This is a genomic window from Brevibacterium gallinarum, assembly GCF_014836885.1.
GTDB classification, from domain to species: Bacteria; Actinomycetota; Actinomycetes; order Actinomycetales; family Brevibacteriaceae; genus Brevibacterium; species Brevibacterium gallinarum.
In genome coordinates this window covers 80,018-100,880 of record NZ_JACSPY010000009.1, presented here as the reverse complement: position 1 = coordinate 100,880, position 20,863 = coordinate 80,018, and the positions used below count along the sequence as shown (strand labels likewise).

Annotated in this window: 24 protein-coding genes; 11 read left to right on the top strand and 13 right to left on the bottom strand. The window is 68.3% G+C overall.

All coding sequences use genetic code 11. From position 1 onward, the window contains the following. Positions 1 to 43: 43 nt before the first annotated feature. The gene (locus H9634_RS10305) at positions 44 to 583 is read right to left on the bottom strand and encodes a DUF1697 domain-containing protein (RefSeq protein ID WP_191726572.1); all 540 of its coding nucleotides are present in this window, start codon (positions 581 to 583) and stop codon (positions 44 to 46) included. Next, complete coding sequence (locus tag H9634_RS10300; RefSeq protein ID WP_191726571.1) at positions 580 to 1,020, bottom strand: YchJ family protein; 441 nt, start codon at positions 1,018 to 1,020, stop codon at positions 580 to 582. The genes H9634_RS10305 and H9634_RS10300 overlap by 4 nt, the downstream gene beginning before the upstream one ends. Before the next feature lie 62 nt (positions 1,021 to 1,082). Between H9634_RS10300 and H9634_RS10295 the strand changes: the two genes are divergently transcribed. Further along, positions 1,083 to 1,667 (top strand): HhH-GPD-type base excision DNA repair protein, encoded by a 585-nt coding sequence (locus H9634_RS10295; protein ID WP_191726570.1) that lies wholly within the window; start codon positions 1,083 to 1,085, stop codon positions 1,665 to 1,667. A gap of 72 nt (positions 1,668 to 1,739) precedes the next feature. Here H9634_RS10295 and H9634_RS10290 read toward each other — a convergent pair whose 3' ends face one another. Both H9634_RS10290 and H9634_RS10285 read right to left on the bottom strand, forming a co-directional pair. Beyond that, complete coding sequence (locus H9634_RS10290; RefSeq protein ID WP_191726569.1) at positions 1,740 to 3,155, bottom strand: CPBP family intramembrane glutamic endopeptidase; 1,416 nt, start codon at positions 3,153 to 3,155, stop codon at positions 1,740 to 1,742. Positions 3,156 to 3,207: 52 nt separating this feature from the next. Further along, entirely contained in the window at positions 3,208 to 4,053 is an 846-nt protein-coding gene (locus H9634_RS10285) for an alpha/beta fold hydrolase (RefSeq protein ID WP_191726568.1), read from the bottom strand. A gap of 325 nt (positions 4,054 to 4,378) precedes the next feature. Here H9634_RS10285 and H9634_RS10280 point away from each other — a divergent pair, with 325 nt between their 5' ends. From H9634_RS10280 to H9634_RS10270, 3 genes are all read left to right on the top strand, one after another. Then, a complete protein-coding gene (locus tag H9634_RS10280; protein ID WP_191726567.1) occupies positions 4,379 to 5,602 on the top strand; it encodes a VWA domain-containing protein in 1,224 nt (407 codons plus the stop codon). Positions 5,603 to 5,750: 148 nt separating this feature from the next. After that, on the top strand, positions 5,751 to 6,401 hold the full coding sequence (locus H9634_RS10275) for a DJ-1/PfpI family protein (RefSeq protein WP_318245076.1): 651 nt from the start codon (positions 5,751 to 5,753) through the stop codon (positions 6,399 to 6,401). Between the two features lie 25 nt (positions 6,402 to 6,426). Beyond that, the gene (locus tag H9634_RS10270) at positions 6,427 to 7,128 is read left to right on the top strand and encodes an MgtC/SapB family protein (protein WP_191726565.1); all 702 of its coding nucleotides are present in this window, start codon (positions 6,427 to 6,429) and stop codon (positions 7,126 to 7,128) included. A gap of 3 nt (positions 7,129 to 7,131) precedes the next feature. Here H9634_RS10270 and H9634_RS10265 read toward each other — a convergent pair whose 3' ends face one another. From H9634_RS10265 to H9634_RS10255, 3 genes are read right to left on the bottom strand one after another with little or no spacing between them, the layout of a single operon-like run. Next, positions 7,132 to 7,416 carry a YdeI/OmpD-associated family protein gene (locus H9634_RS10265; RefSeq protein WP_191726564.1) on the bottom strand — a complete coding sequence of 95 codons (285 nt, stop codon included), beginning with the start codon at positions 7,414 to 7,416 and terminating at the stop codon, positions 7,132 to 7,134. Further along, entirely contained in the window at positions 7,413 to 7,940 is a 528-nt protein-coding gene (locus tag H9634_RS10260) for an RDD family protein (protein ID WP_191726563.1), read from the bottom strand. The genes H9634_RS10265 and H9634_RS10260 overlap by 4 nt, the downstream gene beginning before the upstream one ends. A gap of 2 nt (positions 7,941 to 7,942) precedes the next feature. Further along, positions 7,943 to 10,066, bottom strand: coding sequence for a BCCT family transporter (locus tag H9634_RS10255; RefSeq protein WP_191726562.1), 2,124 nt, complete (start codon positions 10,064 to 10,066; stop codon positions 7,943 to 7,945). A 177-nt stretch (positions 10,067 to 10,243) separates the two neighbouring features. Between H9634_RS10255 and mobA the strand changes: the two genes are divergently transcribed. Then, on the top strand, positions 10,244 to 10,834 hold the full coding sequence (gene mobA, locus H9634_RS10250) for a molybdenum cofactor guanylyltransferase (protein WP_191726561.1): 591 nt from the start codon (positions 10,244 to 10,246) through the stop codon (positions 10,832 to 10,834). 10 nt (positions 10,835 to 10,844) lie between these two features. Here the strand turns inward: mobA and H9634_RS10245 are convergent, their stop codons facing one another. Then, on the bottom strand, positions 10,845 to 11,813 hold the full coding sequence (locus tag H9634_RS10245) for a WcbI family polysaccharide biosynthesis putative acetyltransferase (protein WP_191726560.1): 969 nt from the start codon (positions 11,811 to 11,813) through the stop codon (positions 10,845 to 10,847). Positions 11,814 to 11,961: 148 nt separating this feature from the next. Between H9634_RS10245 and H9634_RS10240 the strand changes: the two genes are divergently transcribed. Genes H9634_RS10240 through H9634_RS10230 form a run of 3 tightly spaced genes read left to right on the top strand, consistent with a single transcriptional unit; the run spans position 11,962 to position 15,084 of the window. Continuing rightward, complete coding sequence (locus H9634_RS10240; RefSeq protein WP_191726559.1) at positions 11,962 to 12,648, top strand: glycosyltransferase; 687 nt, start codon at positions 11,962 to 11,964, stop codon at positions 12,646 to 12,648. Then, a complete protein-coding gene (locus H9634_RS10235; RefSeq protein ID WP_191726558.1) occupies positions 12,645 to 13,649 on the top strand; it encodes an acyl-CoA dehydrogenase family protein in 1,005 nt (334 codons plus the stop codon). The genes H9634_RS10240 and H9634_RS10235 overlap by 4 nt, the downstream gene beginning before the upstream one ends. Then, positions 13,642 to 15,084 (top strand): PIG-L family deacetylase, encoded by a 1,443-nt coding sequence (locus H9634_RS10230; RefSeq protein ID WP_191726557.1) that lies wholly within the window; start codon positions 13,642 to 13,644, stop codon positions 15,082 to 15,084. Before H9634_RS10235 ends, H9634_RS10230 begins: the two co-directional genes overlap by 8 nt. A gap of 60 nt (positions 15,085 to 15,144) precedes the next feature. On the opposite strand, the gene H9634_RS10225 is transcribed toward H9634_RS10230, so the two are convergent. From H9634_RS10225 to H9634_RS10210, 4 genes are all read right to left on the bottom strand, one after another. Next, a complete protein-coding gene (locus tag H9634_RS10225; protein WP_191726556.1) occupies positions 15,145 to 15,498 on the bottom strand; it encodes a DUF488 domain-containing protein in 354 nt (117 codons plus the stop codon). Between the two features lie 173 nt (positions 15,499 to 15,671). Next, positions 15,672 to 16,598: a diacylglycerol/lipid kinase family protein gene (locus H9634_RS10220; RefSeq protein ID WP_191726555.1), complete on the bottom strand. Its 927-nt coding sequence runs from the start codon at positions 16,596 to 16,598 to the stop codon at positions 15,672 to 15,674. Between the two features lie 228 nt (positions 16,599 to 16,826). Beyond that, entirely contained in the window at positions 16,827 to 17,246 is a 420-nt protein-coding gene (locus H9634_RS10215) for a type II toxin-antitoxin system VapC family toxin (protein WP_191726554.1), read from the bottom strand. Continuing rightward, a complete protein-coding gene (locus H9634_RS10210; RefSeq protein WP_191726553.1) occupies positions 17,243 to 17,476 on the bottom strand; it encodes a FitA-like ribbon-helix-helix domain-containing protein in 234 nt (77 codons plus the stop codon). Before H9634_RS10210 ends, H9634_RS10215 begins: the two co-directional genes overlap by 4 nt. 188 nt (positions 17,477 to 17,664) lie before the next feature. Here H9634_RS10210 and H9634_RS10205 point away from each other — a divergent pair, with 188 nt between their 5' ends. The 3 genes from H9634_RS10205 to H9634_RS10200 all read left to right on the top strand — a co-directional run bounded on the left by H9634_RS10205 (position 17,665) and on the right by H9634_RS10200 (position 20,154). Continuing rightward, a complete protein-coding gene (locus tag H9634_RS10205; RefSeq protein ID WP_191726552.1) occupies positions 17,665 to 19,284 on the top strand; it encodes a helicase HerA-like domain-containing protein in 1,620 nt (539 codons plus the stop codon). A 56-nt stretch (positions 19,285 to 19,340) separates the two neighbouring features. Next, positions 19,341 to 19,463: a hypothetical protein gene (locus tag H9634_RS14760; RefSeq protein ID WP_263598807.1), complete on the top strand. Its 123-nt coding sequence runs from the start codon at positions 19,341 to 19,343 to the stop codon at positions 19,461 to 19,463. Between the two features lie 94 nt (positions 19,464 to 19,557). Next, positions 19,558 to 20,154, top strand: a complete 597-nt coding sequence (locus H9634_RS10200; RefSeq protein WP_191726551.1) for a 1-acyl-sn-glycerol-3-phosphate acyltransferase — start codon at positions 19,558 to 19,560, stop codon at positions 20,152 to 20,154. Positions 20,155 to 20,343: 189 nt separating this feature from the next. On the opposite strand, the gene H9634_RS10195 is transcribed toward H9634_RS10200, so the two are convergent. Beyond that, a complete protein-coding gene (locus tag H9634_RS10195; protein ID WP_191726550.1) occupies positions 20,344 to 20,814 on the bottom strand; it encodes a PKD domain-containing protein in 471 nt (156 codons plus the stop codon). Positions 20,815 to 20,863 lie beyond the last annotated feature (49 nt).

Genomic DNA, 20,863 nt, shown 5'->3' with positions numbered 1-20,863 from the left:
TGGGGTGTGGCTTCTTAAGTGCGTAACGGCACGCCTGCCCATCCTATTCCGCTTGGCCGCACAGTGCCGAGACGGCTGCCAGGGTGCGGACGTTGCGGGCGGTGACGGTGATGCCCAGACGGCCTTCGAGCAGGCTGTGGGAGACCTTCGAGCCGTGCACTCCGCGATCGTGCCAGACCCGCACGTGACCGGCTGCCCAGGCGGCCTGTTCCCCGCCGGTGAGCGGCAGCTCGCAGCGGGCGGATGCAGCGACGGGTGCGGCGAAGAGGTAGACGAGTTCCGAGCTGGGATCATCGGCGATGCCGGCGAAGGGATCCTCAGCGAGGATCGCTGCGAGTTCGGCTGCGGTGCGGGCGAGCACCGGGACGGCGAATCCGTACGTCTCCTCCAGGGCTGCGGCGAGGCGGACGGTGAAGGCGGCCGGCGCCTCGGGCGGGGTGCACACGAGGTTGCCGCTGGCCAGGTGGGTGGCGATGTCTCCGGCGCCGAGGCGGCCGGCGAGTGCGCGCAGTTCGGACATCGGCACGCGGTTGCGTCCGCCGACGTTGATGCCGCGCAGAAAGAACGCGCTGCGCTGGCTCATCGCGACCCCGCCGGCTGGCCGGAGGCTTCAAGGGCGTCGACGTAGACCCAGCGGCCAGCGCGCTTGGCGAAGGTGGAGACCTCGTGGATGATGTGCTTTTCGCGGTCTTCGATGCAGTGGGCGCGGAATTCGACGAGGCCTTCGGTGTCGTCTGCTCCCCCGGCCTCGGTGCGCAGGATCTCCAGGCGCACCCAGTCAGCGACCGGCGGGGTGGTGTCGGCTGGGCGGGTGCGCGGATCCCAGGTGCGGAACAGGTGATCGCCGTTGCCGGTGGCGAATGCGCAGTAACGTGAGCGCATGAGCGCCTCGGCGGTGACGGGCCAGGTCTGCAGGTTCAGGGCGGGCTGGCAGCAGTCGCGGAAGGCGGCGCCTTTCGGCAGGCCGCCGCATGGGCAGGTCGCACTACCGCTGCTGCGGGAGAACGCATGCGCTGTCATGGGTGAGACGCTAGCAGGGTTGACCCAGGCAGCCGAACCCCGAGAGCTGACACAATGGGGGCATGACGACTCTGTATCTGGCGACTGAACCGGCCGCTGACAAGCTGCTGGCTGAGAATCCCTTCGCTCTGCTCACCGGCATGCTGCTTGACCAGCAGGTCACTATGGAGTCCGCTTTCGCAGGCCCGGCCAAGCTGGCCGAGCGCCTCGGCGGCTACTCCCCTGAGCTGGTGGCGAAGACCGATCCCGAGGAGTTCCTGGAGGCGTTCCGGCAGAAGCCGGCGGTCCACCGGTTCCCGAAGTCGATGGCTGAGCGGGTGCAGAAGCTCGCCGCGACGATCTGCAACGACTATGACGGGAAGACCGAGGCGCTGTGGACTGAGGGTGACCCGGACGGGCCCGAGGTGCTCAAGCGGCTGAAGAAGCTGCCGGGCTTCGGCGATCAGAAGGCGAAGATCTTCCTAGCGCTGCTGGGCAAGCAGTTCGATCTGCAGGCTGGGGGCTGGCGTGAGGCTGCCGGTGAGTACGGCGATGCCGATGCGCTCATCTCCGCTGCTGACATCGTCGATGATGAGACGCTGCAGCAGGTGCGTGAGAACAAGAAGGCCCGCAAGGCGCAGGCGAAGGCAGCCAAGCAGCAGAAGTGATGGGCGGCCGCGCTGGGCGGGCGTGCGACATGCAGCGGCCGGGATCCGATCGGATCCCGGCCGCTGTCGCTGTCACCGCTGGTCCGGCCGGTCGGGCGGCTGCTGGCCGGGGCCCTGACCTGGCTGCTGACCAGGCTGCTGGCCGGGGCGCTGACCCGGCTGTCCGGGACCTGGTTGTCCGGGACTCGGCTGTGTGGGACCAGTCTGGGTGGGGTCGGGCTGTCCGGAGTTCCCGCCGTGCCAGCCGGTGCCGAAGTGCTGCGGCTCCCCCGCCTCGGGAACGGGCTGCACTGCGGCATCGGCACGCGCGTCGTGATCGTGCGGCGGCGGGGCCTCTGCACCCCACTGCTGTGCCGGGGCACCGGAAGCCACCGCGCCGCGGCGCGGGATCTCCTCGGCCACCCCGTACATCTGGACCCTGCGCACTCGGGCGAGGACGATCGCCGCGGCGGAGATGACGAGGATCGCAGCGACCGGGATGAGCATGAACGGCCCGCCGGCACCGGCCGAGCGGTCGATCTCCTGGGCGATCTCACCGCTGAAGGTCGCGGTGACGAACAGGGCGACGTTGTTGATCGCGTGGATGACGATCGGTGCCTCCAGGCCGCCGCTGTAGTGGGCCAGCAGGGAGAGGAATACGCCGAACAGCCAGTAGTACAGGATCAGCCACGGGTCGCCGGCCAGGTGGGCTGCGGCGAAGAGCACGGAGCTGACGGCGGTGCCGAGGATGAGCGACGGGATGGGCCCGCGCACCCAGGAGCCGGCGATGCGCTGGATGACGCCGCGGAAGACGTACTCCTCGGCGGCGGCCTGGAACGGGGTGGTGAGCAGGACGACGGCAAGGTAGAAGATCGTCATGCCGACCGGCAACGGGTCGTAGGCATCCCAGTCGCTGCTGACGACGAGCAGAGTGATGTAGATGGCGAAGCCGATGCCGATGGGGATGAGGCTCCACAGAAGCCACCTCCAGCGGAACCGGCCGGCCACCGAGTTGAGGAAGCCGACGCGCTGCCGGAACAGGTAGCGGTGGAAGATGAGCGCGAGGACGGCGAGGACGATGAGTGAGAGGTTGGTGGCCAGCAGCATGAGCGGCGACATGCCGATCTGGCCCTCCATCACCGCGTCGAGATCGAGCTGGCCGGTGGCCATATCGATGATGCCGGCGATGAGGGTGAAGGCGAACGAGGCGACCAGCATCGTGATGAGCAGCGCGACGATCGTGATGACGCCCTTCCACCAGCGGTTGCCCGGCAGACGGTAGAACTCCGAATGCGTCTGACCGCGCTCCACGGCAGACGGCACGGCGGCGGGCAGATCCGCTGCAGCGTACGGAGCGCCGGCTGGCGTGGGCTGGTCGGCAGGAGCTGCCGGTGCTGTGGGTGCGATGTCGTGGCCCGGGCTGCGGCCCGTCTCAGGGCCGGAGGCGGGGTGTGGCTGGGGATGTGGGGAACGGGTGGGGTCCGGGTAGCCCGGCTGGTCATCATGCATGACACCAAAACTACCAGCGCGCGACCGCCTTGCGGCTCACGTGCGGCGACGCTTATGAGATGAAGAAGCGCCGCAGCGCGGCGAGGAACTCCTGGGACTTCTCCGAGTGGATCCAGTGCCCGGCGCCCTTGATGGTGACCTTGAGCATGCGCGGGAACAGCGCGCGCATCGCCGGGGTGTATTCCGGTTTGATGTAGTCGGACTTCTCTCCGGCGACCCAGAGGACGAGCCGGTCGTAGGTCTCGCCGTCTGTGTCGGGGAAGTCGCCGATGCTCGACAGGAAGCGGCACAGCAGGTCGAGATTCGGCTCCCAGTAGTAGCCGTCATCGCCGGGCCGCAGATTCTGCAGCAGGAAGCCGCGCACACGGTCATCGGGAATGTCGGCGGCGAGTTTCTCATCAGCCTCGCTGCGGGAGTCGACGCTTGCGAGATCGAGGGCGCGCAGGGTGTTGAGCAGGTGGGAGAAGCCGCTGCCGGCATCGTGTGAGGAGTCTGCGCTGCTGACCGGCGAGATGTCCTCGACGACGAGGCGGTCGACCAGCTGGGGGTGGCGCAGGGCGAGCATCATCGCGACTTTGCCGCCCATCGAATGCCCCACCACACCGACAGGTGACTTTTCGGCACCGAAGGCGACGAGCTCCTCGGCGACAGCATCGGCCATCTCGACGTAGTCGAACTCCTCGGTCCACGGCGACTGTCCGTGGTTGGGCAGGTCGACGAGCAGGCTCGTGCACTCAGGCTCGAGGCCCTTGGCGATCGAGGTGAAGTTCTTGCCGCGGCCGAACAGGCCGTGGAGGAAGACGATCTTCTCGGTATCCGCGCTGCCGCTGCCGATCTGCGTGGTGTGCAGCTTCGTCTTGGTCTCACCAGTGCCGGCCGTCTGGGTCTGTGAACTCATGGCGAACAGTCTAGTGACCAGCCAGGCCCTACGCGCGCACAGGCACCCTTCAGGAAAGGAATCATCTCTGAGATTGACATGACAGACGTGTTCCTATAACCTGCGACATGCCATATAGGAAAGTTCATTCAACTAGCGAGGAAACATGCCCCCCCCCCCCGCCGCCGCGCGGTTACGCGGATTCCGAAGCCTTTTAGCCGCAACTGCGGCTGGATCTCTGGTCGCCGCCACGGCGTTCATCGGGACTTTTCCCGTTGCTGCGCAGCCCATCGAGCCTGCTCCTAACCCGTCCCTCCCTGATCGCTGCGGTCTCAACCTCGGCATCGTGCTCGACCTGTCCAACTCCTTGACTGATGCCGATGTCGAGAAGTCGAAAGAAGCCGCGAAGGGCGTTGTCGACACTCTCACCGGCACGCCGAGCTCTGTGGGCGTGCAGACCTTCGCCACCTTCGCACCAGCCGGCAACAACGCCGACATCCCGGTCACGGGCATTGCCGAGGCTGGCAACGCTGCCGATGTCAAGAACCGCATAGACGGACTCACACGCCCAGCCAGCAACGACGGCGGCACCAACTGGGACCGCGGCATCGCACAGGCCCAGGGCAAGGGCTACGACGCCGTGTTCTTCGTCACCGACGGCAAGCCGACCGCCTACGGCACCCCCGGTGAGGGGAACAACACCGACCGCGGCGCCCAGTTCGACCAGATCGACCTCGACACCGCGATCACCTCGGCCAACGGAGTCAAGGGCGAGGGCACGAAGATGGTCGGCATCGCTGTGGGCAGCGATCCGACGGTTGAGAACATCGTGAAGATCTCGGGCCCGAATGAGAACTCCGACTACTACTCCGCCGATGACTACGACCAGCTCGGCGAACGCCTGCGACAGATCGCAGCTGCCACCTGTGAGGGCAGCGTGACGGTGTTGAAGAAGACGCAGATCGGTGAAGCTGCACCAGAGCCAGCCGAGGGTTGGGACTTCACGGCCACCAACGCCGATCCCGCACAGGCCACGACCAACGAAAACGGCGTCGTGAACTTCGCCTACGATGACCTCGTCTCCCGCCCATCCGTGGACACGACGATCAGCGAAACGCTCAAGGACGACTTCACCCTGAGGAAGCAGGACGGCAAGAACGCTGTCTGCCACGAGACAAACGGTGACGAACCGGTCGAGGTGCCGGTGGAGAATGCCGGTGAGACCGGATTCAGCCTGTCGGTGAAGCGTGAGCAGATTGTCACCTGCACGGTTGTCAACTGGAAGGCCGGTGACGACCCGACCGAGGAACCCACGGACAACCCGACGGAGACCCCGACCGAGGAACCGTCGCAGACCCCGACTGGCGACCCGTCCGATCAGCCCTCCGACAAGCCGGGTGACGACGATAGCAAGAACGACGACGCACGCGATGATGATGGATCGGGGCGCGACAGCGACCACGACCTGCCGCGCACCGGTTCCGAAGTTGGCATGTCGGTCGGATTCGGTCTCGCCCTGCTCGCAACGGGTGCCGCAACTGTCGCGCTGACCCGCCGCAATCGGGCCTGATGACACGCGTGATCACGTGCCGGTGAGCAGGTGATCCATGTGACCCGCTGAGAAGGCGGAGCAGCAGACGATGCTGCTCCGCCCTTGTGCTGCCCGGGGTTCAGTCGACCGGAACCTGCTTCGGAGTTCTCCTGCGTAGACTGGGATGGTGGAGAACCGCACTGTCGCCGTCGTCCTGTTCGAGGGATTCGAACTGCTCGATGTCTTCGGGCCTGTCGAACTGCTCAGCGTGCTGCCCGATGACTTCACCATCGTCATGCTCGGGCCCACCGGTGAGCCGGTCGCCAGCCATCAGGGCACCCGGATCGTGCCCGATTCCGCCTGCACCGCAACCCCGGCAGCCGATGTCGTGCTCGGCCCCGGCGGCTTCGGCACGCGCCGCCTCGTCACCGAGGAGGGCTTCCTCACCTGGCTGCGGGAGTACTGCGCCGGTGCCGAAGTGGTGGCTTCGGTGTGCACCGGGTCGGCGCTGCTGGCAGCGGCCGGGCTGCTGGAGGGGCACCGGGCGACGACGAACAAGCGTGCCTACCGGTGGGCGACGGGCTTCGGCAGCGATGTCGACTGGCAGCCGGTCGCCCGCTGGGTTGAAGACGGCAGCCGCTGGACATCTTCGGGTGTGGCTGCCGGAATGGACATGACCGCTGCCCTCATCGCGTCGCTCACAAGCGAAGAGAAGGCCCGCGAGGCCTGCGATTTCGTCGAGCTCGACGTCCAGGCCGACCCTGGCTGGGACCCGTTCGCCGCACGCAACGGACTTATCCCCGGCACCGGTGGCCACGGCCTCGGCGACGGCAGCTGAGACAACAGGGAGTGACGACACCACCGTGGACATCGATCTCGTTCCCGCCGACCTGGGCACCCAGGCCCTGCTGCTCGTAGCCGCCTTCGTGCTCTCGGCGATCATCGGCGTCGAACGCGAGCTGCGGCACAAGAGCGCCGGGGCCCGCACGCACATCCTCGTAGGCCTGGGCGCTGCCCTCTTCACACTCGTGTCGGTCTACGGCTTCGCCGGAGCTGAGGACGTCACCCGCGATCCCGCCCGGATCGCCGCGCAGATCGTCACCGGCATCGGCTTCCTCGGTGCTGGTGTCATCTTCGTGCGCCAGAACATCGTCTCCGGGCTCACGACCGCGGCCAGCATCTGGGTGACCGCCTCGGTCGGGATGGCCTGCGGTGCGGGCATGCCGGCTGTCGCGGCGCTGACGGTCGGACTGTACCTGCTGACCGTGTTCGTCGTGACCTTCGCGGTCAAGCGGATGCGCGATCCGCGCCATTCGCGCTACATCACGATCCGCTACGCTGACGGCCACGGTGTGCTGCGCGACATCCTCGCCACCGCCTCGGAGCTGGGATACGAGGCCGCACTGACCCACACCCAGCGCCTGCACGGCCGGAAGGGCACCATCATCCAGGCGTCGCTGCGCTTCACCCCCGGCCCAGACCTCAAGTCCGGCACGCTGGTCGAAGAGCTGACCGAACTGCCCGGCGTCTACCGGGTCATCGCCGCCACCGAGGAGAACGACTGAGGATCAGCTGCCCTGCGCGGCCGGCGGCCTGCCGGTGCGCTCGCGGTGCTTGCAGCCGGGCCAGCAGCACGGCCGGCGCATCCCATCCTCGAGCTCCTCACGGGTGCGCCGGATGCGCCGCTCACGCGTGGCGGCCTGCTTGGCGTCTTCGACCCAGCAGATGAACTCATTGCGGGCCAGCGTCGTGATGTCCAGCCACGCCTCACGCGCCTGGGCGTGCGCGGTGAGCTCTGCACCCAGATCCTCAGGCAGCGGATGGACGGCACCGCCGGGCAGTTCCTCACTCATGGCGTGATTGTACTCCCCACCGGCACCACCTGGGTGCCGGCGAGCATGTCGCCGAGATGCCGGCCATCGGCCCGCAGCAGCCCCATCCCGAGGAGGATGAACAGCAGCGCCGTCCCCGACCACAGGAAGATGTGGGAGACCGGCTGGTCGAACTCGGTGTAGACCCCGTCGATGATCCCGATGTGGGCCAGCTGCCAGGGCGTGAACTTCACCGCATTGCGCACCAGCGCCCGCCACGGCTCGCGGGTGCGGTAGGCGACCATCAGCCCGACCCGGCGTTTGCCGATGGTGCCGCAGGGCCGGTGGTAGTCGAGGGCGGAGAAGATCAGCACGATCGGCACCACCGAGGTCAGCGTCGCGATGAGCTGGGTGTGGGTTCGGCTGAACTCCGGCACCCAGCCGAGGACGAGCCGGTAGAGCGCAGCGCTGATGAGGGCGAGCACCGCGAGGTAGCCGAGGATGACGATGTAGTCGGTGAACAGCTCCTTGAGCCGCCGGGCTGGAGGCACCACCTGGCTTGCCATCCTCAGCCGCCCTCAGCCGCCGGTGCGCCGGTGCTCATCGGCAGCGGCGTCCGCTCCGGACTCGACCCCGCCTCGGGTGCGGGATCCTCCCCTGTCCCTGCCGCGTCGGGTGCGGATCCGTCACCGAGCTCATCGGGGTAGGGGTCGCCGTTGTGGTCCTTGCCGTCGAGGTAGCGGCCGGTGGCGTAGTCGTAGGGCACCGGGTTGCCGTCCTCATCCGTGCGGGCGTACCAGTTGGTGTACTCATCGGCATGGGAGTCGACCTCAGCGCCGGTGGCGTATTCGCTGCGCGGATCGGTCGGTTCGATGGTGATGGTGAAGTCATCGCCGTAGGTGTCGATGCCGCGCCGGATCGCCTTCTGCAGCGCCCACCGCTCATAGCTCTTGCGGATCGTCTGCGGGTCGCTGCGCAGCTCCTTGACCAGGGCCACGCACATGAGCACGAGCACCACGGAGAACGGCAGCGCGGTGACGGTGATGAGGTTCTGCAGTCCGGTGAGCGCGTCCTCACCGCCGACGAGCAGCATGACCACGGCGATGCCTGCCATGCAGACCGCCCAGAACGCGGTGATGAGCTTGTTCGGTTCGGGTTTGCCGCCCTGGGACAGCTGCGAGTTGACCAGGGAGGCCGAGTCCGAGGTGGTGATGAAGAACACGGCGAGCATGACGATGACGATCGGGGCCATGATCTGCGCGCCGGGCAGCTGGTCGAGGACGACGAAGAAGATCTCCTCCGGTGCCGGCAGCGATTCTGCCGTGCCATCGGCGGCGATGGAGCCGTGGGTGCGCTGCAGCCAGATCGCGGTGCCGCCGAGGATCGTGAACGCCAGCACGATGATCGTCGAGGGGATGAGCAGCACGCCGAGGATGAATTGGCGGATGGTGCGCCCGCGGGAGATCTTGGCGGTGAACACGCCGACGAACGGCGACCAGCTGACCCACCATGCCCAGTAGAACGTCGTCCACGACGACAGGAACTCCTGCATCTCAGGGCTGTCGGCCATCGAGGCTGAGAGCATCTGCGGCATCGTGTCGAAGTACTGCACGATCATGCCGGGGATGACGTTGATGAGGAAGATCGTCGGTCCCACGACGAAGAAGAACAGCGCCAGACCGATGGCGAGGAACATGTTGAAGTTCGACAGCCGCCGGATGCCCTTGGCGATGCCGGCCACAGCGGAGATGATCGTGCCGATGGTGAGCACGACGATGATGATGAGCGCCATCCGGTTGCCGGTCGGGCCCCAGCCGGTGACGACCTCGACGCCGCGGGCGATCTGCAGCGCGCCGATGCCGAGGCTGGCGGCGGTGCCGAAGAGGGTGGCGATGATCGCCAGGCCGTCGATGATGCGGGCCGGCGCGCTGCGGGAATCGCCGCCGATGAGCGGCATGAGGATCGAAGACATCAGCGGCACCCGGCCGCGGCGGTAGGACACGTAGCCCACGGCCAGTCCGACGATCGCATAGATCGCCCAGGCGCTCACACCCCAGTGCAGGGCGGCCTGGGCCATCGCACCCTTAATCGCCTCGACGGTGGCCGGGTCATAGGCGCCGGGCCGCGGTGAGAGGTAATACGTCATCGGCTCGTAGGGGCCGAAGAAGATGATGCCGATGCCGATGCCGGCGCCGAACAGCATCGCCGCCCACGAGGCGGTCGAGTACTCCGGCTTCTCGCCGTCGAGTCCGAGCGGGATGCGCCCGTAGGTGGAGAATGCGATGACGAGCAGGAACAGGATCATGCCCACCGCCAGGGTGTTGAAGATCCAGCCGAGGTTGAGCATCGTCCAGTTCAGTGCCGCGGTCGAGACCTGGGTGACCTGTCCGGGGTTGATGATGCCCCAGATGATGAACCCGACGATGAGCGCGCCGACGACGGTGAGGATGACCTTGTCGACCCGGTAGCGGATGCGCTGGTCCTCGACCGACACGCCGGGCACCAGCGCCGGGTGGATGTTGTGCGGATACGTCAGCTCGTGGAAGAACCGCTGGGCGGCCTTGCGCCGGCCGGTGAGGAAGGAGTCATCGGGCTGATGGGCCAGATCCGGTCGACGGGAGGTGACTGCGGGCTTGTGCCGGCCGGGCCGGGTGCTGCTGCCGGTTCGCTGTTCGTGGTGCTGGTCGTCCATCGGATCTCCTCTCCACGCAGCGTCACTGCGCCCTCATCTGCAGTTGGTCAATGTCCTCCAGCCTAGCCCACCGGTGATCCCGGTCACCTGGCCGGCATCCGGCGTTCCCGTGTGCCCAGCGGGCGGCGCCCGAGGCGGTGGTCGCCGCCGGACGGGCCGCGCCCGTAGGCTGACGGTATGGACACGGCGGCGATCATCCTCACCGGTGGGCGTTCGAGCCGCTTCGGCGGCCGGCACACCCCGGGCATCGAGATCGCCGGGAGTCCGGTCATCGCCTCTCTCCTCACCACCGTTGAGGCGGCCGGAGTCGGAGAGGTCGTTGTGTGCGGTTCGCCTGCCGGGATCGATGCCGGGATGCTCTCCCGCCTGCGCCTTGTCGACGAGGAGCCGGCCTTCGGCGGGCCGCTGCACGGCATCAGCTGCGCTCTTGCCGCACTGCCGGCAGGTGAGAGGATCATCCTGCTGCTGGCCGGCGATATGCCGTCAGTGACCGTTGCGCTGCTGGACCGGCTACGCGCGGCTGCCACCGCCGGGACCCCGGCGGCTGCCGTCGACCCCCGCGGGCGGGTGCAGTTCCTGTGTGCGGCCTGGTTCGAGGCGACCCTGCGCGATGCCCTCGCCGGTGTGGGTCCGACAACCGGCCTGCCGGTCAGGACGCTGTACCGCAGCCGCGATGTCACGCTCATCCCAGCCACCGAGGCCGAGCTCATCGACATCGACACACCTGCCGATCTCGCCCGTGCCGAACGCGCAGCCGGCGCCGAGTGACGCGGCCGGTCTACGGCAGCAGGGCGTCGAGGCCGAGGATCTCGATGCGCTCCCGGCACCGGGTGAGAGCCGCGTCGAGGAATCCTGCCCGCCGGCAGAACACGATCTGCTCAGCCGCCACCTGCGCTACGCTGACCGGTGCATCCCAGTCACGGGACTGCCACACCTCTGCCCGTGCGCCTGGCCGCAGCTGTGCTGCCAGCACGGTCGCCGCGTCGATCAGCACCGGTGCCTCCAGCCCGCCGAGCAGCTCCCGGCCCGGATGCACCACGGTGAGCCCCGCCTCGGCACCGGTGGCCGCAGCTGCACGGTCGAGGGTGCGCTGGGCCAGGGTCATGAGCGTGGCGGTGTCGGGATGGTTGATCGTCGGCCAGTGCGGGGCAGCGGCGAGCACATCATCCATCACCACGGTGCCGTGGGCGGCCTGCCGGCGGCGCAGCTGGGAGACCGACTCCTCGGCAGCCGCCGTGATCGCCTGCGGGCTCAGCGGTGGTGCGCCGGCCAGCCAGTCGGCGGCATCGGCCGGGTCGCAGCCGGCGGCAGCGGCGATGATGGTGCGCAGATCCGAGTACGGCACCACCGGCGGGTCGAGGCTCGAATCCTGCGGATCGCGCACGATCGCGTGATACGGGTGCAGGCCGTTGTAGCGCAGGGAGGGGATCCGCACGCTCACCGCCTGCGGCCGCAGGAGGTCTTCGAGCTGCTCGGTGCCGCACGGCATGCCGCGGTAGTCGGCATGCACCGGCTGGATGACGAGCACATCGATGCCCTCGATGAGCGCCCGCGCCCGGGCGGTGTCCTCGGCGCTCCATTCGAAGATCGGCGGGATCCGCATGGTGGTGAGCCAGCCGCTGGACTCCAGCAGGATGCGCATCGACTCCGCCTGGCAGTTGCCCACCACGATCGTCTTCGGCCGCTCGTCCGCCCACGGCGCTGGGGCGAGTCCGTAGAACCCGGCGTAGTGCTGTCGTCTGCCCATGGTGTCTCCTCAGGTCAGCTCTTCATCACCGCGGTCGCACTGGTGCCGGTGATGGGAATGAGCAGGTAGGATCACAGTACAAGGTTCCTTGACGCCCTGGGAATGGTCCGCCCGCTCCTGGGAGCACTGTGGCAGGAGGGATGGACAGGTGACGGACTCCACGCAGCTGCACGTCGTCATCCCCGCCCACAACGAGGAAGCCCTCCTGCCCCGCGCGCTCGACGCCCTCACCGCCTCGGCGGCCGCAGCCGGCTGCCGGCTCGGCGTCCTCGTCGTCGCCGACTCCTGCACCGATGCCACCGCGGCCACCGCCCGCGCCCACGGCGCCGACGTGCTGCCGGTCCGCCTCGGCCGCGTCGGCGCGGCACGGCACGCCGGATTCGCCCACCTGCGCGCCACCGCACCACAGGCCGCCTGGCTGGCCACCACCGACGCCGACAGCGCCGTACCCACCTCGTGGTGCCGCCGCCTCCTCGAGCTCAGCGCCGAGGGCGCCGAGCTCATCGCCGGCACCGTCTGCCTCGAACCCCCGGCAGACCCGCACCTCCAGGACACGCTGGGCACCCGCTGGTCGGCCCTGTATGCCACCGGCATCACCCCAGCCGGCCACCGCCACGTCCACGGCGCCAACCTGTCCTTCCACCCGCGCGCCTACGATGCCCTCGGCGGATTCGCTGCGCTGGCCGTGCACGAGGACGTCGACCTCGTCATCCGCGCTGAGGCAGCCGGCCTCGATGTGCGCTGGCCGCTCGACATCCCCGTCACCACCTCCCGCCGCACCCACGGCCGCTCGCCCGGCGGCCTGTCCGACGATCTCAAGGAGCTCATCTCATGACCGAGACCCGCGGCCGGCTCGCCGCCCAGCTCACCGGCCACGCACTCCCCCACCCCGCCAGCGGCGACACTCTCACCCGGTTCGCCACGCTGGCGCGCCTGGCGCGCACGGACCTCGTCACCGCCCGGTTCATCGAAGCCCACGCGGATGCCCAGGCGATCACCGCCGACCTCCGCGCACCCGACCTCGTCGAACCGGGCAGCCACTGGGGCGTGTGGGCGGCTGAGCCGCCGCAGCCGCAGCTCACCGCCGCCGAGGCGGCCGGCGCCTGGTCGCTGACCGGCACCAAACCGTGGTGCTCAGGGGCCGGCATGTGCACCCACGCGCTCGTGACCGCCCGGGAGGAATCCGGGCAGGTCGGGTTCTTCGCCGTCGACCTGCGCCAGGCCGGTGTGCGCGCGGTGCCCGACACGTGGCCGGCGGTCGGGATGGCCGCCAGCGACTCCGGCTGGGTCGCGTTCGACACGGTGCCGGCCCGCCGGCTCGGCAGCCACCGGGACTATCTCGATCGGCCCGGCTTCTGGCACGGCGGCGTCGGGGTCGCTGCCTGCTGGTTCGGCGGCGCTCGTGCTGTGGCCGCACCGCTGCTGGCCAAGTCGCTGCGCGACGGTGTCTCCCCGCTCATCGCCGCGCAGGCCGGTGCGGTCGCCGCCGAACTTGCCGCCGGCTGGTCGCTGCTGGCATCGACTGCCGCGTTCATCGACGCCGACCCCGGCAACTCCTCGGGCCTCATGATGGCCCGCGCGCTGGCGGTGCGCACCCGCATCGACCGGATGGCAGCCGATGTCATCGAACGCGTCGGCCGGGCACTGGGTGCCGGGCCGCTGTGCGGCGACGGCGAGCACGCGCAGCTCGTGGCCGACCTCAGCGTCTACCTCCGCCAGACCCACGCCGAAGCCGATGAGGCCGCCATCGCCGCCCAGATCACCGAACACAGCGATGACACTGCTCCGACTGCAGCCTGGGATCGGCTCATCGGACTCACCGGCGCCCATGACTGAGCCCACCCCCGCGACCGATCCCGCAGCCGACGCTGAGTCTGCCGGCGAGCGCACCTTCTCCGGCGCCCAGGCGCCTGCCGCCTCGGGCACGGACCTCGACGCGTTCGCCGCCGCCCTGCCCACCTGGCCGGGAGCCGAGGCGCTGCCGGGGCTGCTCATCGCCGCCCCGCACCCCGATGACGAGATTGCCGGGGCCGGCGGGCTGCTCGCCGCAGCCCTTGACGCCGGGATCCCGGTCCGCCTGGTCGCAGTCACCGACGGTGAGGGTTCGCACCCGCCGGAGGCCATCGATCCGGCCGAGCTCGCCGCCGTGCGCCGGAGTGAGACCGCCGCGGCCCTGCAGGTGGTCGCCGCTGCCGCCGGCCGCCCCGTCCCGCCGGTCACCCGCCTGTCGATCCCCGACGGCGCAGTCGCCGAACATGAGGAGACGCTTGCCGGCCGGCTGGCTGAGCTGCTCGATGAGCTGCCGACCGGCACGTGGATCGCCGCTCCCCTGCGCACCGACGGCCACCCCGATCACGATGCGACCGGCCGGGCCGCCTTCGCCGCCGCCGCGACGCGGCCGACCTGCCCGGTCGTCGAGTATCCGGTGTGGCTGTGGCAGCACACACCGCCGACAGCCCTGCCCGGTGACCTCGCGGCAGCTGCGGTGCGCCTCGATGTGCCGGAGCGGATGCGCGCGGTGCTGCCGGGCGCGCTCGCCTGCTTCCGCTCCCAGGTCAGCCTCGACTGCGGGGTCGCGGTCGACCGGGATCGGGCCGCCGGGCCCGAGGCGGTGGTGCTGCCGGCGAGGGTGCGTGAGCGGATGTGCCGGGACAGGCAGGTGCTCTTCGTCCATCCAGCGGCCGGCTTCGATGACCTCTACCGGCACGCCGACGATCCGTGGTCGGTCGGCCAGCGGTGGTATGAGCGCAGGCGCGCTGCGCTCATCATGGCGATGCTGCCGAAGCCGCGATTCGACCGGGTCTTCGAGCCCGGCTGCTCGATCGGGATGCTGAGCGAGCAGCTCGCTGGCCGCTGTGAGGAGCTCATCTGCGCTGATGTCGTGCCTGCTGCCGTCCATGCCGCCCGGCAGCGGCTGCGCGCCAGCGGTGCCGGCGCCTCGGTCGAGGTGCGCTGCGCCGGGATCGAGGACTGGCCGGCCGGCAGCTTCGACCTCATTGTGATCAGCGAACTGGCCTACTACCTCAGCGACGCGTCATTCCACGGATTCCTCACCGCGGCAGCGGCGAGCCTGCGCCCGGGCGGGGTGGTGCTCGCCGCGCACTGGCGGCACCCGGTCCCGGCTGGCTTCCGCAGCGCTGAAAGCGCCCATGCGGCACTGGCCGGCATCGACGGGTGGACCCGGCACGCCTCCTACCGGGATGCCGATGTGCTCATCGACGTCATCGGCCCCGATGCCCCGAGTGTTGCGAGCCAGGAGTTCTTCGGCTGAACTGCGTGCTGCCCCGACTGCCGGCTGCCTGGCGGCCGGCCCCGGCGATGCAGCCGCAGCTCAGCTTTTCGTGCCGCGTGAGGAGAGGATCTTCTTCATCACGCTCAGGTGGCTGTGCTCGGGGTCCTTCGACGCGGTCAGCAGCACGATGTTCTTCTGCTCGGCCAGCGTGGCGGCGAAGTCGTCGAATTCCTCGTTGTCCTTGAGCTCAGCGCGGTAGCGCTCAGAGAATTCGCTGTAGTCTCCGCCGTTGTGGAACCACGTGCGCAGATCATCACTCGGGGCGACGTCCTTGGCCCACAGATCCAGATCCGCGTCCTCCTTGCTGATGCCGCGCGGCCAGAGCCGATCGAGCAGCACGCGATAGCCGCCTGCGTTGTCGTCATAGATGCGTGCAACTGTGATCTCACTCATAGCTCCATGATGCCCCACAGGTCGGCGGTCTGTCTGGCGCCCGATGTCATCCGCCGGGCACCCGATGCCACGGTCTGCGGCTCACATCGACGGATGGACCTGACGCCCCGCGCGTGGCGGGCGCTGAGTTCTTCGCCGAAGAGCGAGCGGCAGAACTCTCTCGCCGGCCCGGCTCAACGGCGAGGTGCTGCCTGGATGAGGCGGACGGCCCCGGGCATGACTGCGATCGCCACCTCGGCCCCGCGGTGGGTGCCAGCGAGGATCTCCTCGCCGTCGGCGTAGACCGGCACGCCGCTGGGGACTGTGACCCGGACGCGTTCGACCCGATGCTGCCGCAGCGGTGCCAACAGTCGGTGGGCGCGCAGATAGATGAGCGGGAAGAGGCCTGCCAGCACGAGGCGGGGAATCCTGTCGACTGTGCTCATGACGGCGGTGCCGGACCTGCGATCGGCTGCGGGGGCCAGTGGGATCCCGCCGCCGATCCAGGGCCCGTTCTGCACGCAGATGAGCGTGGCCGTCAGATTCTGCGGCGGCTGGTCGTCGCGCGAGATGCGGAATCGTGCCGGGCGGAATGCTGGGAGTTCGCGCAGGAGCGCCACGAGGTAGCGTCCGGTGACGGGCAGCCGTCGGTAGGTGTTGGCGCGTGCGCTGACGAGCGCGTCGAAGCCGATGTTGGCGGAGTTCGCTACCCATACGTGCGACTGGCCTGAGTCCGGAGTCGTGACCGTCATGTGCAGCGCATCTACCGTGCAGCTGCGCAGCGCACCGTCCCGCAGCCCATCGAGCAGCCGGGACAGGCCGCCGACCGGGTCGCCGCGTTCGATCCGGGCGGCGCGGGCGAAATCATTGCCGGTGCCTGCCGGCACGATGCCCAGCGGGATGCCGGTGCCAGCAGTCAGGGCGAAACCGGCGGCCACTGTGCCGTCACCGCCGCAGACGACCACCGCATCGACACCGGTCTCAACCGCCTCGGCCGCGGCATTGAACTGGAGCTGGGCGTCAGCACCGGTCGGCACGAGCAGCTCGAGGTCCGCCGCTGCTGCGGCGAGCGCGGTCGCACACCCGGGGCGCCGGTCAGCGGCCAGAGGATTCAGGAGCACGAGGACGCGCCTTGGCGACCTGATGCGGCCCGCTTCTCGGGCATGTGTCCCAGTCTCCACAGAACAGTCTCCTCGCTAGCCTGATCGTCATCGTCGACGGGCGCACATGTGCCCTCAGACTGCCTCCATGATGCCCCAGTGCTCGACAGCCTGCCGGACAGACTGATCTCGTCGCACCCATCCGGCACGACGGCCGCCGAGCCTTCCACCGCCGACTGAGAGAGCTGTTCAGGCTTCCCACGGATTGATCGTGGAGACACCAGTTCCCTGGAAGTCCTTGACGTTGCGCGTTGCGCACGTTGCGAGATGAGTGCGGCAGATCGCCGCGATCTCCGCGTCAGCCATGCTGATGGGAGATCCCGAAGCTTTACGATTGGCGACGAGCTCTGCGTAATGAGATGCAGCGGCGACGTCGAAGGGCAGCACAGCATTGAGCCGCCGGTATTGGTCCAGGACAGCTTCGACACCCTGTGCAAGCTGCGTCTGACGTCTGCCGCCGGGCAGACGGCGAACACCGACCAACAGCTCGGCAGCCGTGATCGCAGTGATCGCAACCTCACCAGACAGCGATTCGAGCCACGCCACCACACGCGGGTTCGGCAGCGGACGGAACAGCTCCGAGATGACGTTCGTGTCTAAGACGATCACGCGAAGTCCACCGAGCGTGCGCGCTCGTCCCTGCTGGGAACGGGAAGCTCATCAACGCCTCCAGCTTCCCGAGCGGCATGCATCAGTGCCATTCCGATATTCGGTCTGCTGGCCGCCTGCGTCAGAATCTCGCGCACTTCAGCTTCCATCGAGCGCCCGTGCTTCCGCGCCCGCGCAGCCAGGGCGGATTTGACCGATTCCTCGAGTCCTCGCACCACTATCGCAGCCATCACGCATCACCTCCGTTTGATATCACTCATGATATCACCCGTCTGCAGCTGAGAACCAGAGTCAACCAGGCAAGAACCAGAGCCAACGCAGACTCCCGGCCCACGCAGAGAGAACCGCATGGTGTGCTCCTACCGGCCCCTGAAGCGATCGCCGCTGCTGCGCGCGCCTGCTGTGCTTGAATGACCTCATGAGCGACACGCAGGCCCTTGAGACGATCCGCGCCGGCTACACCTTCGACGAACCCGCCATCGACCTCGGCTCCGCCCTCGACGGCGACACCCCCGTCCCCGATGTGCGCGTGCGCATCCCGCTGGCGATGCTCAACCGCCACGGGCTCATCGCAGGTGCCACCGGCACCGGCAAGACCATCACTCTGCAGGTGCTTGCCGAGGCGCTGTCAACAGCCGGCGTTCCCGTCTTCGCAGCCGACCTCAAAGGCGACCTGTCCGGCATGGCGAGCCCCGGTGAGCCGTCCGAGAAGCTCACCGCCCGCACTCAGGCCAACGGCCAGGACTGGCAGCCCGAAGCCTCTCCGGTGACCTTCTACTCCCTCGGCGGAGAGGGCACCGGCATCCCGATGCGTGCGAGCGTCAGCTCCTTCGGCCCGCTGCTGCTGTCGAAGGTCCTGGGCCTGAACGACACCCAGGAATCCGTCCTCGGCCTCATCTTCCACTACGCCGATTCCGCAGGCCTGGCACTGCTCGACCTCTCCGACCTCAAGGCGGTGCTGTCCTTCCTCACCTCCCCGGAGGGCAAGACCGACCTGAAGGACATCGGCGGAGTCTCCACCGCCTCGGCTGGGGTGATCCTGCGCGCGATCGCGAACCTGGAGATCCAGGGTGCCGACGCGTTCTTCGGCGAACCCGAATACGACATCTCCGACCTGCTGCGCACCCAGGGCGCTGCCGGCACGATCTCGATGCTCGAGCTGCCGGCCGTGCAGAACCGCCCTGCCTTATTCTCGACCTTCCTCATGTGGCTGCTCGCCGAACTGTTCGAGACCCTGCCTGAGGTCGGCGACCCCGAGAAGCCGAAACTCGTGTTCTTCTTCGACGAAGCCCACCTGCTGTTCACCGATGCGTCGAAGGCGTTCCTCGACTCGGTCGCCCAGACGGTGCGCCTCATCCGTTCGAAGGGTGTGGGCGTCTTCTTCGTCACCCAGCAGCCCACCGACGTTCCCGAGGCGGTGCTCGCCCAGCTCGGTTCGCGCATCCAGCATCAGCTGCGCGCCCACACGCCCAAGGAGGCCAAGGCGCTCAAGGAGACCGTCTCGACGTTCCCGACGACCGACTACGACCTCGGTGAGCTGCTCACCACGCTGGGCACCGGCGAGGCGATCGTGACCGTCATGGATCCTGATGGGGCACCGACACCGGTCGCTGCGACGAAGATCTTCGCCCCGCGCTCGAAGATGGGTCCCAGCGACCCGGCCCTGATGGAACAGCTCGTCACCGATTCTCCCCTGAAGGCGACCTACGGTGAGCGCATCGACAGGGAATCAGCCCGCGAGATCCTCACCCAGCGCCTCGAAGCCGGTGCTGCCGCCGCCGAGGCGGAGGGCGCCCCAGACTCGGCCCTCACCTCGGGTTCGGAACCGGTTCCAGAGCAAGGTGAGGCCCGGATCCCGCTGCCGGACACCTCGGGGTCGGGCAGAACCAGCCGCAGCCGGTCGACCAAGCAGGGCAGACAGGATCAGACGATGCTCGAGCAGGTGGTGAATTCCCGCGAGTTCCGGCAGTTCACCCGCACCGCTGCCCGCGAGATCGCCCGCGGGATCTTCGGCACCGGCCGGCGCCGTCGGCGCTGAGGCGCAACAGCCGAGATCAATCGCGCAGCTCCAGCGAGGCCAAGGACGTCGAGTCGATGCACGCCCATGCCAAGAGTCTCGTCGAGCCTGATGTCGCGTTCACCGGCAAGTTCCACGAACCGGCGGGCCACTGGCTGCTCATGCACGATCCCGAAGACAACGAGTTCTGCATGGTGTGAACCACCTCGGTAGCGGTGACCGACGTTGCGTGCCTGGCTGCGCGCCGGATGGACCGGTGCGCTTCGGGGGTCGGGAATGCTCTACGGTTGAGCTATGCTCCGACGACTCGCCGCCCGCGCCTTCTGGCGCTTCAGCCGCTGGACGCTGCGCACCCAGCCGGCACCGACTCAGCCGACGATCCTCATCGGCGCACCGCACACCTCGAACTGGGACTTCATACTCATGCTCTGCATCGCCTGGAAGCTGGGCATCGATGTGCGCTGGATGGGAAAGAAGAGCCTGTTCCGCTCCTGGCGCGGGCCGTTCATGCGCGCCACCGGCGGCATCCCGGTCGACCGCGACAATCCCAGCCGCGTTGTCGCTGAGGTCGTCGAGGCTGCCCGCGCTGGGGAGATCTTCGGGCTCGTCATCACCCCGGACGGCACTCGCAGCGGGCACACTCACTGGAAGTCTGGGTTCTACCGCATCGCTCGCGAGACCGGCATGCCGGTGACCCTGGGCTACGTCGATTCGGCGACGCACACGACCGGGCTCGGCCCGACCCTGGAGATGACCGGTGATGTCGCCGCCGATATGGATCGGATCCGGGCCTTCTACGCGGATAAGACCGGCATCCGCCCGCACCGGCAGGTGACACCGCGGCTGCGCGATGAGTCCGGCGGGCAGCTCGGTGGGCGCACGGTCGCCTGACCCCGGATCCGAGAAAGTTCTCGACACCGGCGCCGAGCTGGTCCACCCGCTGTGATCAGATGAGTGTGGCGTGCGCCGTTACTTCTGGCGTGACTCCTCGGGACGTGTCGTCAACGCGGGCACTCACATCTGAGGTTCGATGACGATCGCCCAGCGGACCGACGCTGGAGGCGGTGACCGACGGCGTTCTCATGGGCAGTCTGGACCGCCGGGGTTCTTGGTGCAGTCCTCGTCGACGAGGTAGCGCACGTACCGGTAGATCTCGACTGGCACCGGTGTCGAGGCGATCTCAGCGGTACCGGGGATGTCCTCCCATGCTCCGCCGTCGACACGGAACTGACCGACGTAACTGGTCGTCAGATTGATCGTGTACTCACCGCTTTCCGTGTAGGAATGGCTGATATCGGCGTCGTGTGCGTATCTGGGCTTGCGGCCGGCTGAGGTCGTGGTGGTTGTGTTGCCGTCACCGAAGTTCCATTTGTATTGCGCTGGCGTCACCCGGATCTCGACCGTGTATCCGGCGAGCTCCATCGTCTCTGTCCGCGAGGAATTGTTGCCGGCCCATACGGCTACAGGCTTGTTCACCACACCCCACCCTTCGGGCATGACGAAGATGTCAGACGGTGGGATCGAGGTCTCCCCGACGTCTTCCCATGTCACATCCGGTGGAGGCTCCACATAGAAGTCTGTGTCAGGCGGGCTGTTGCTG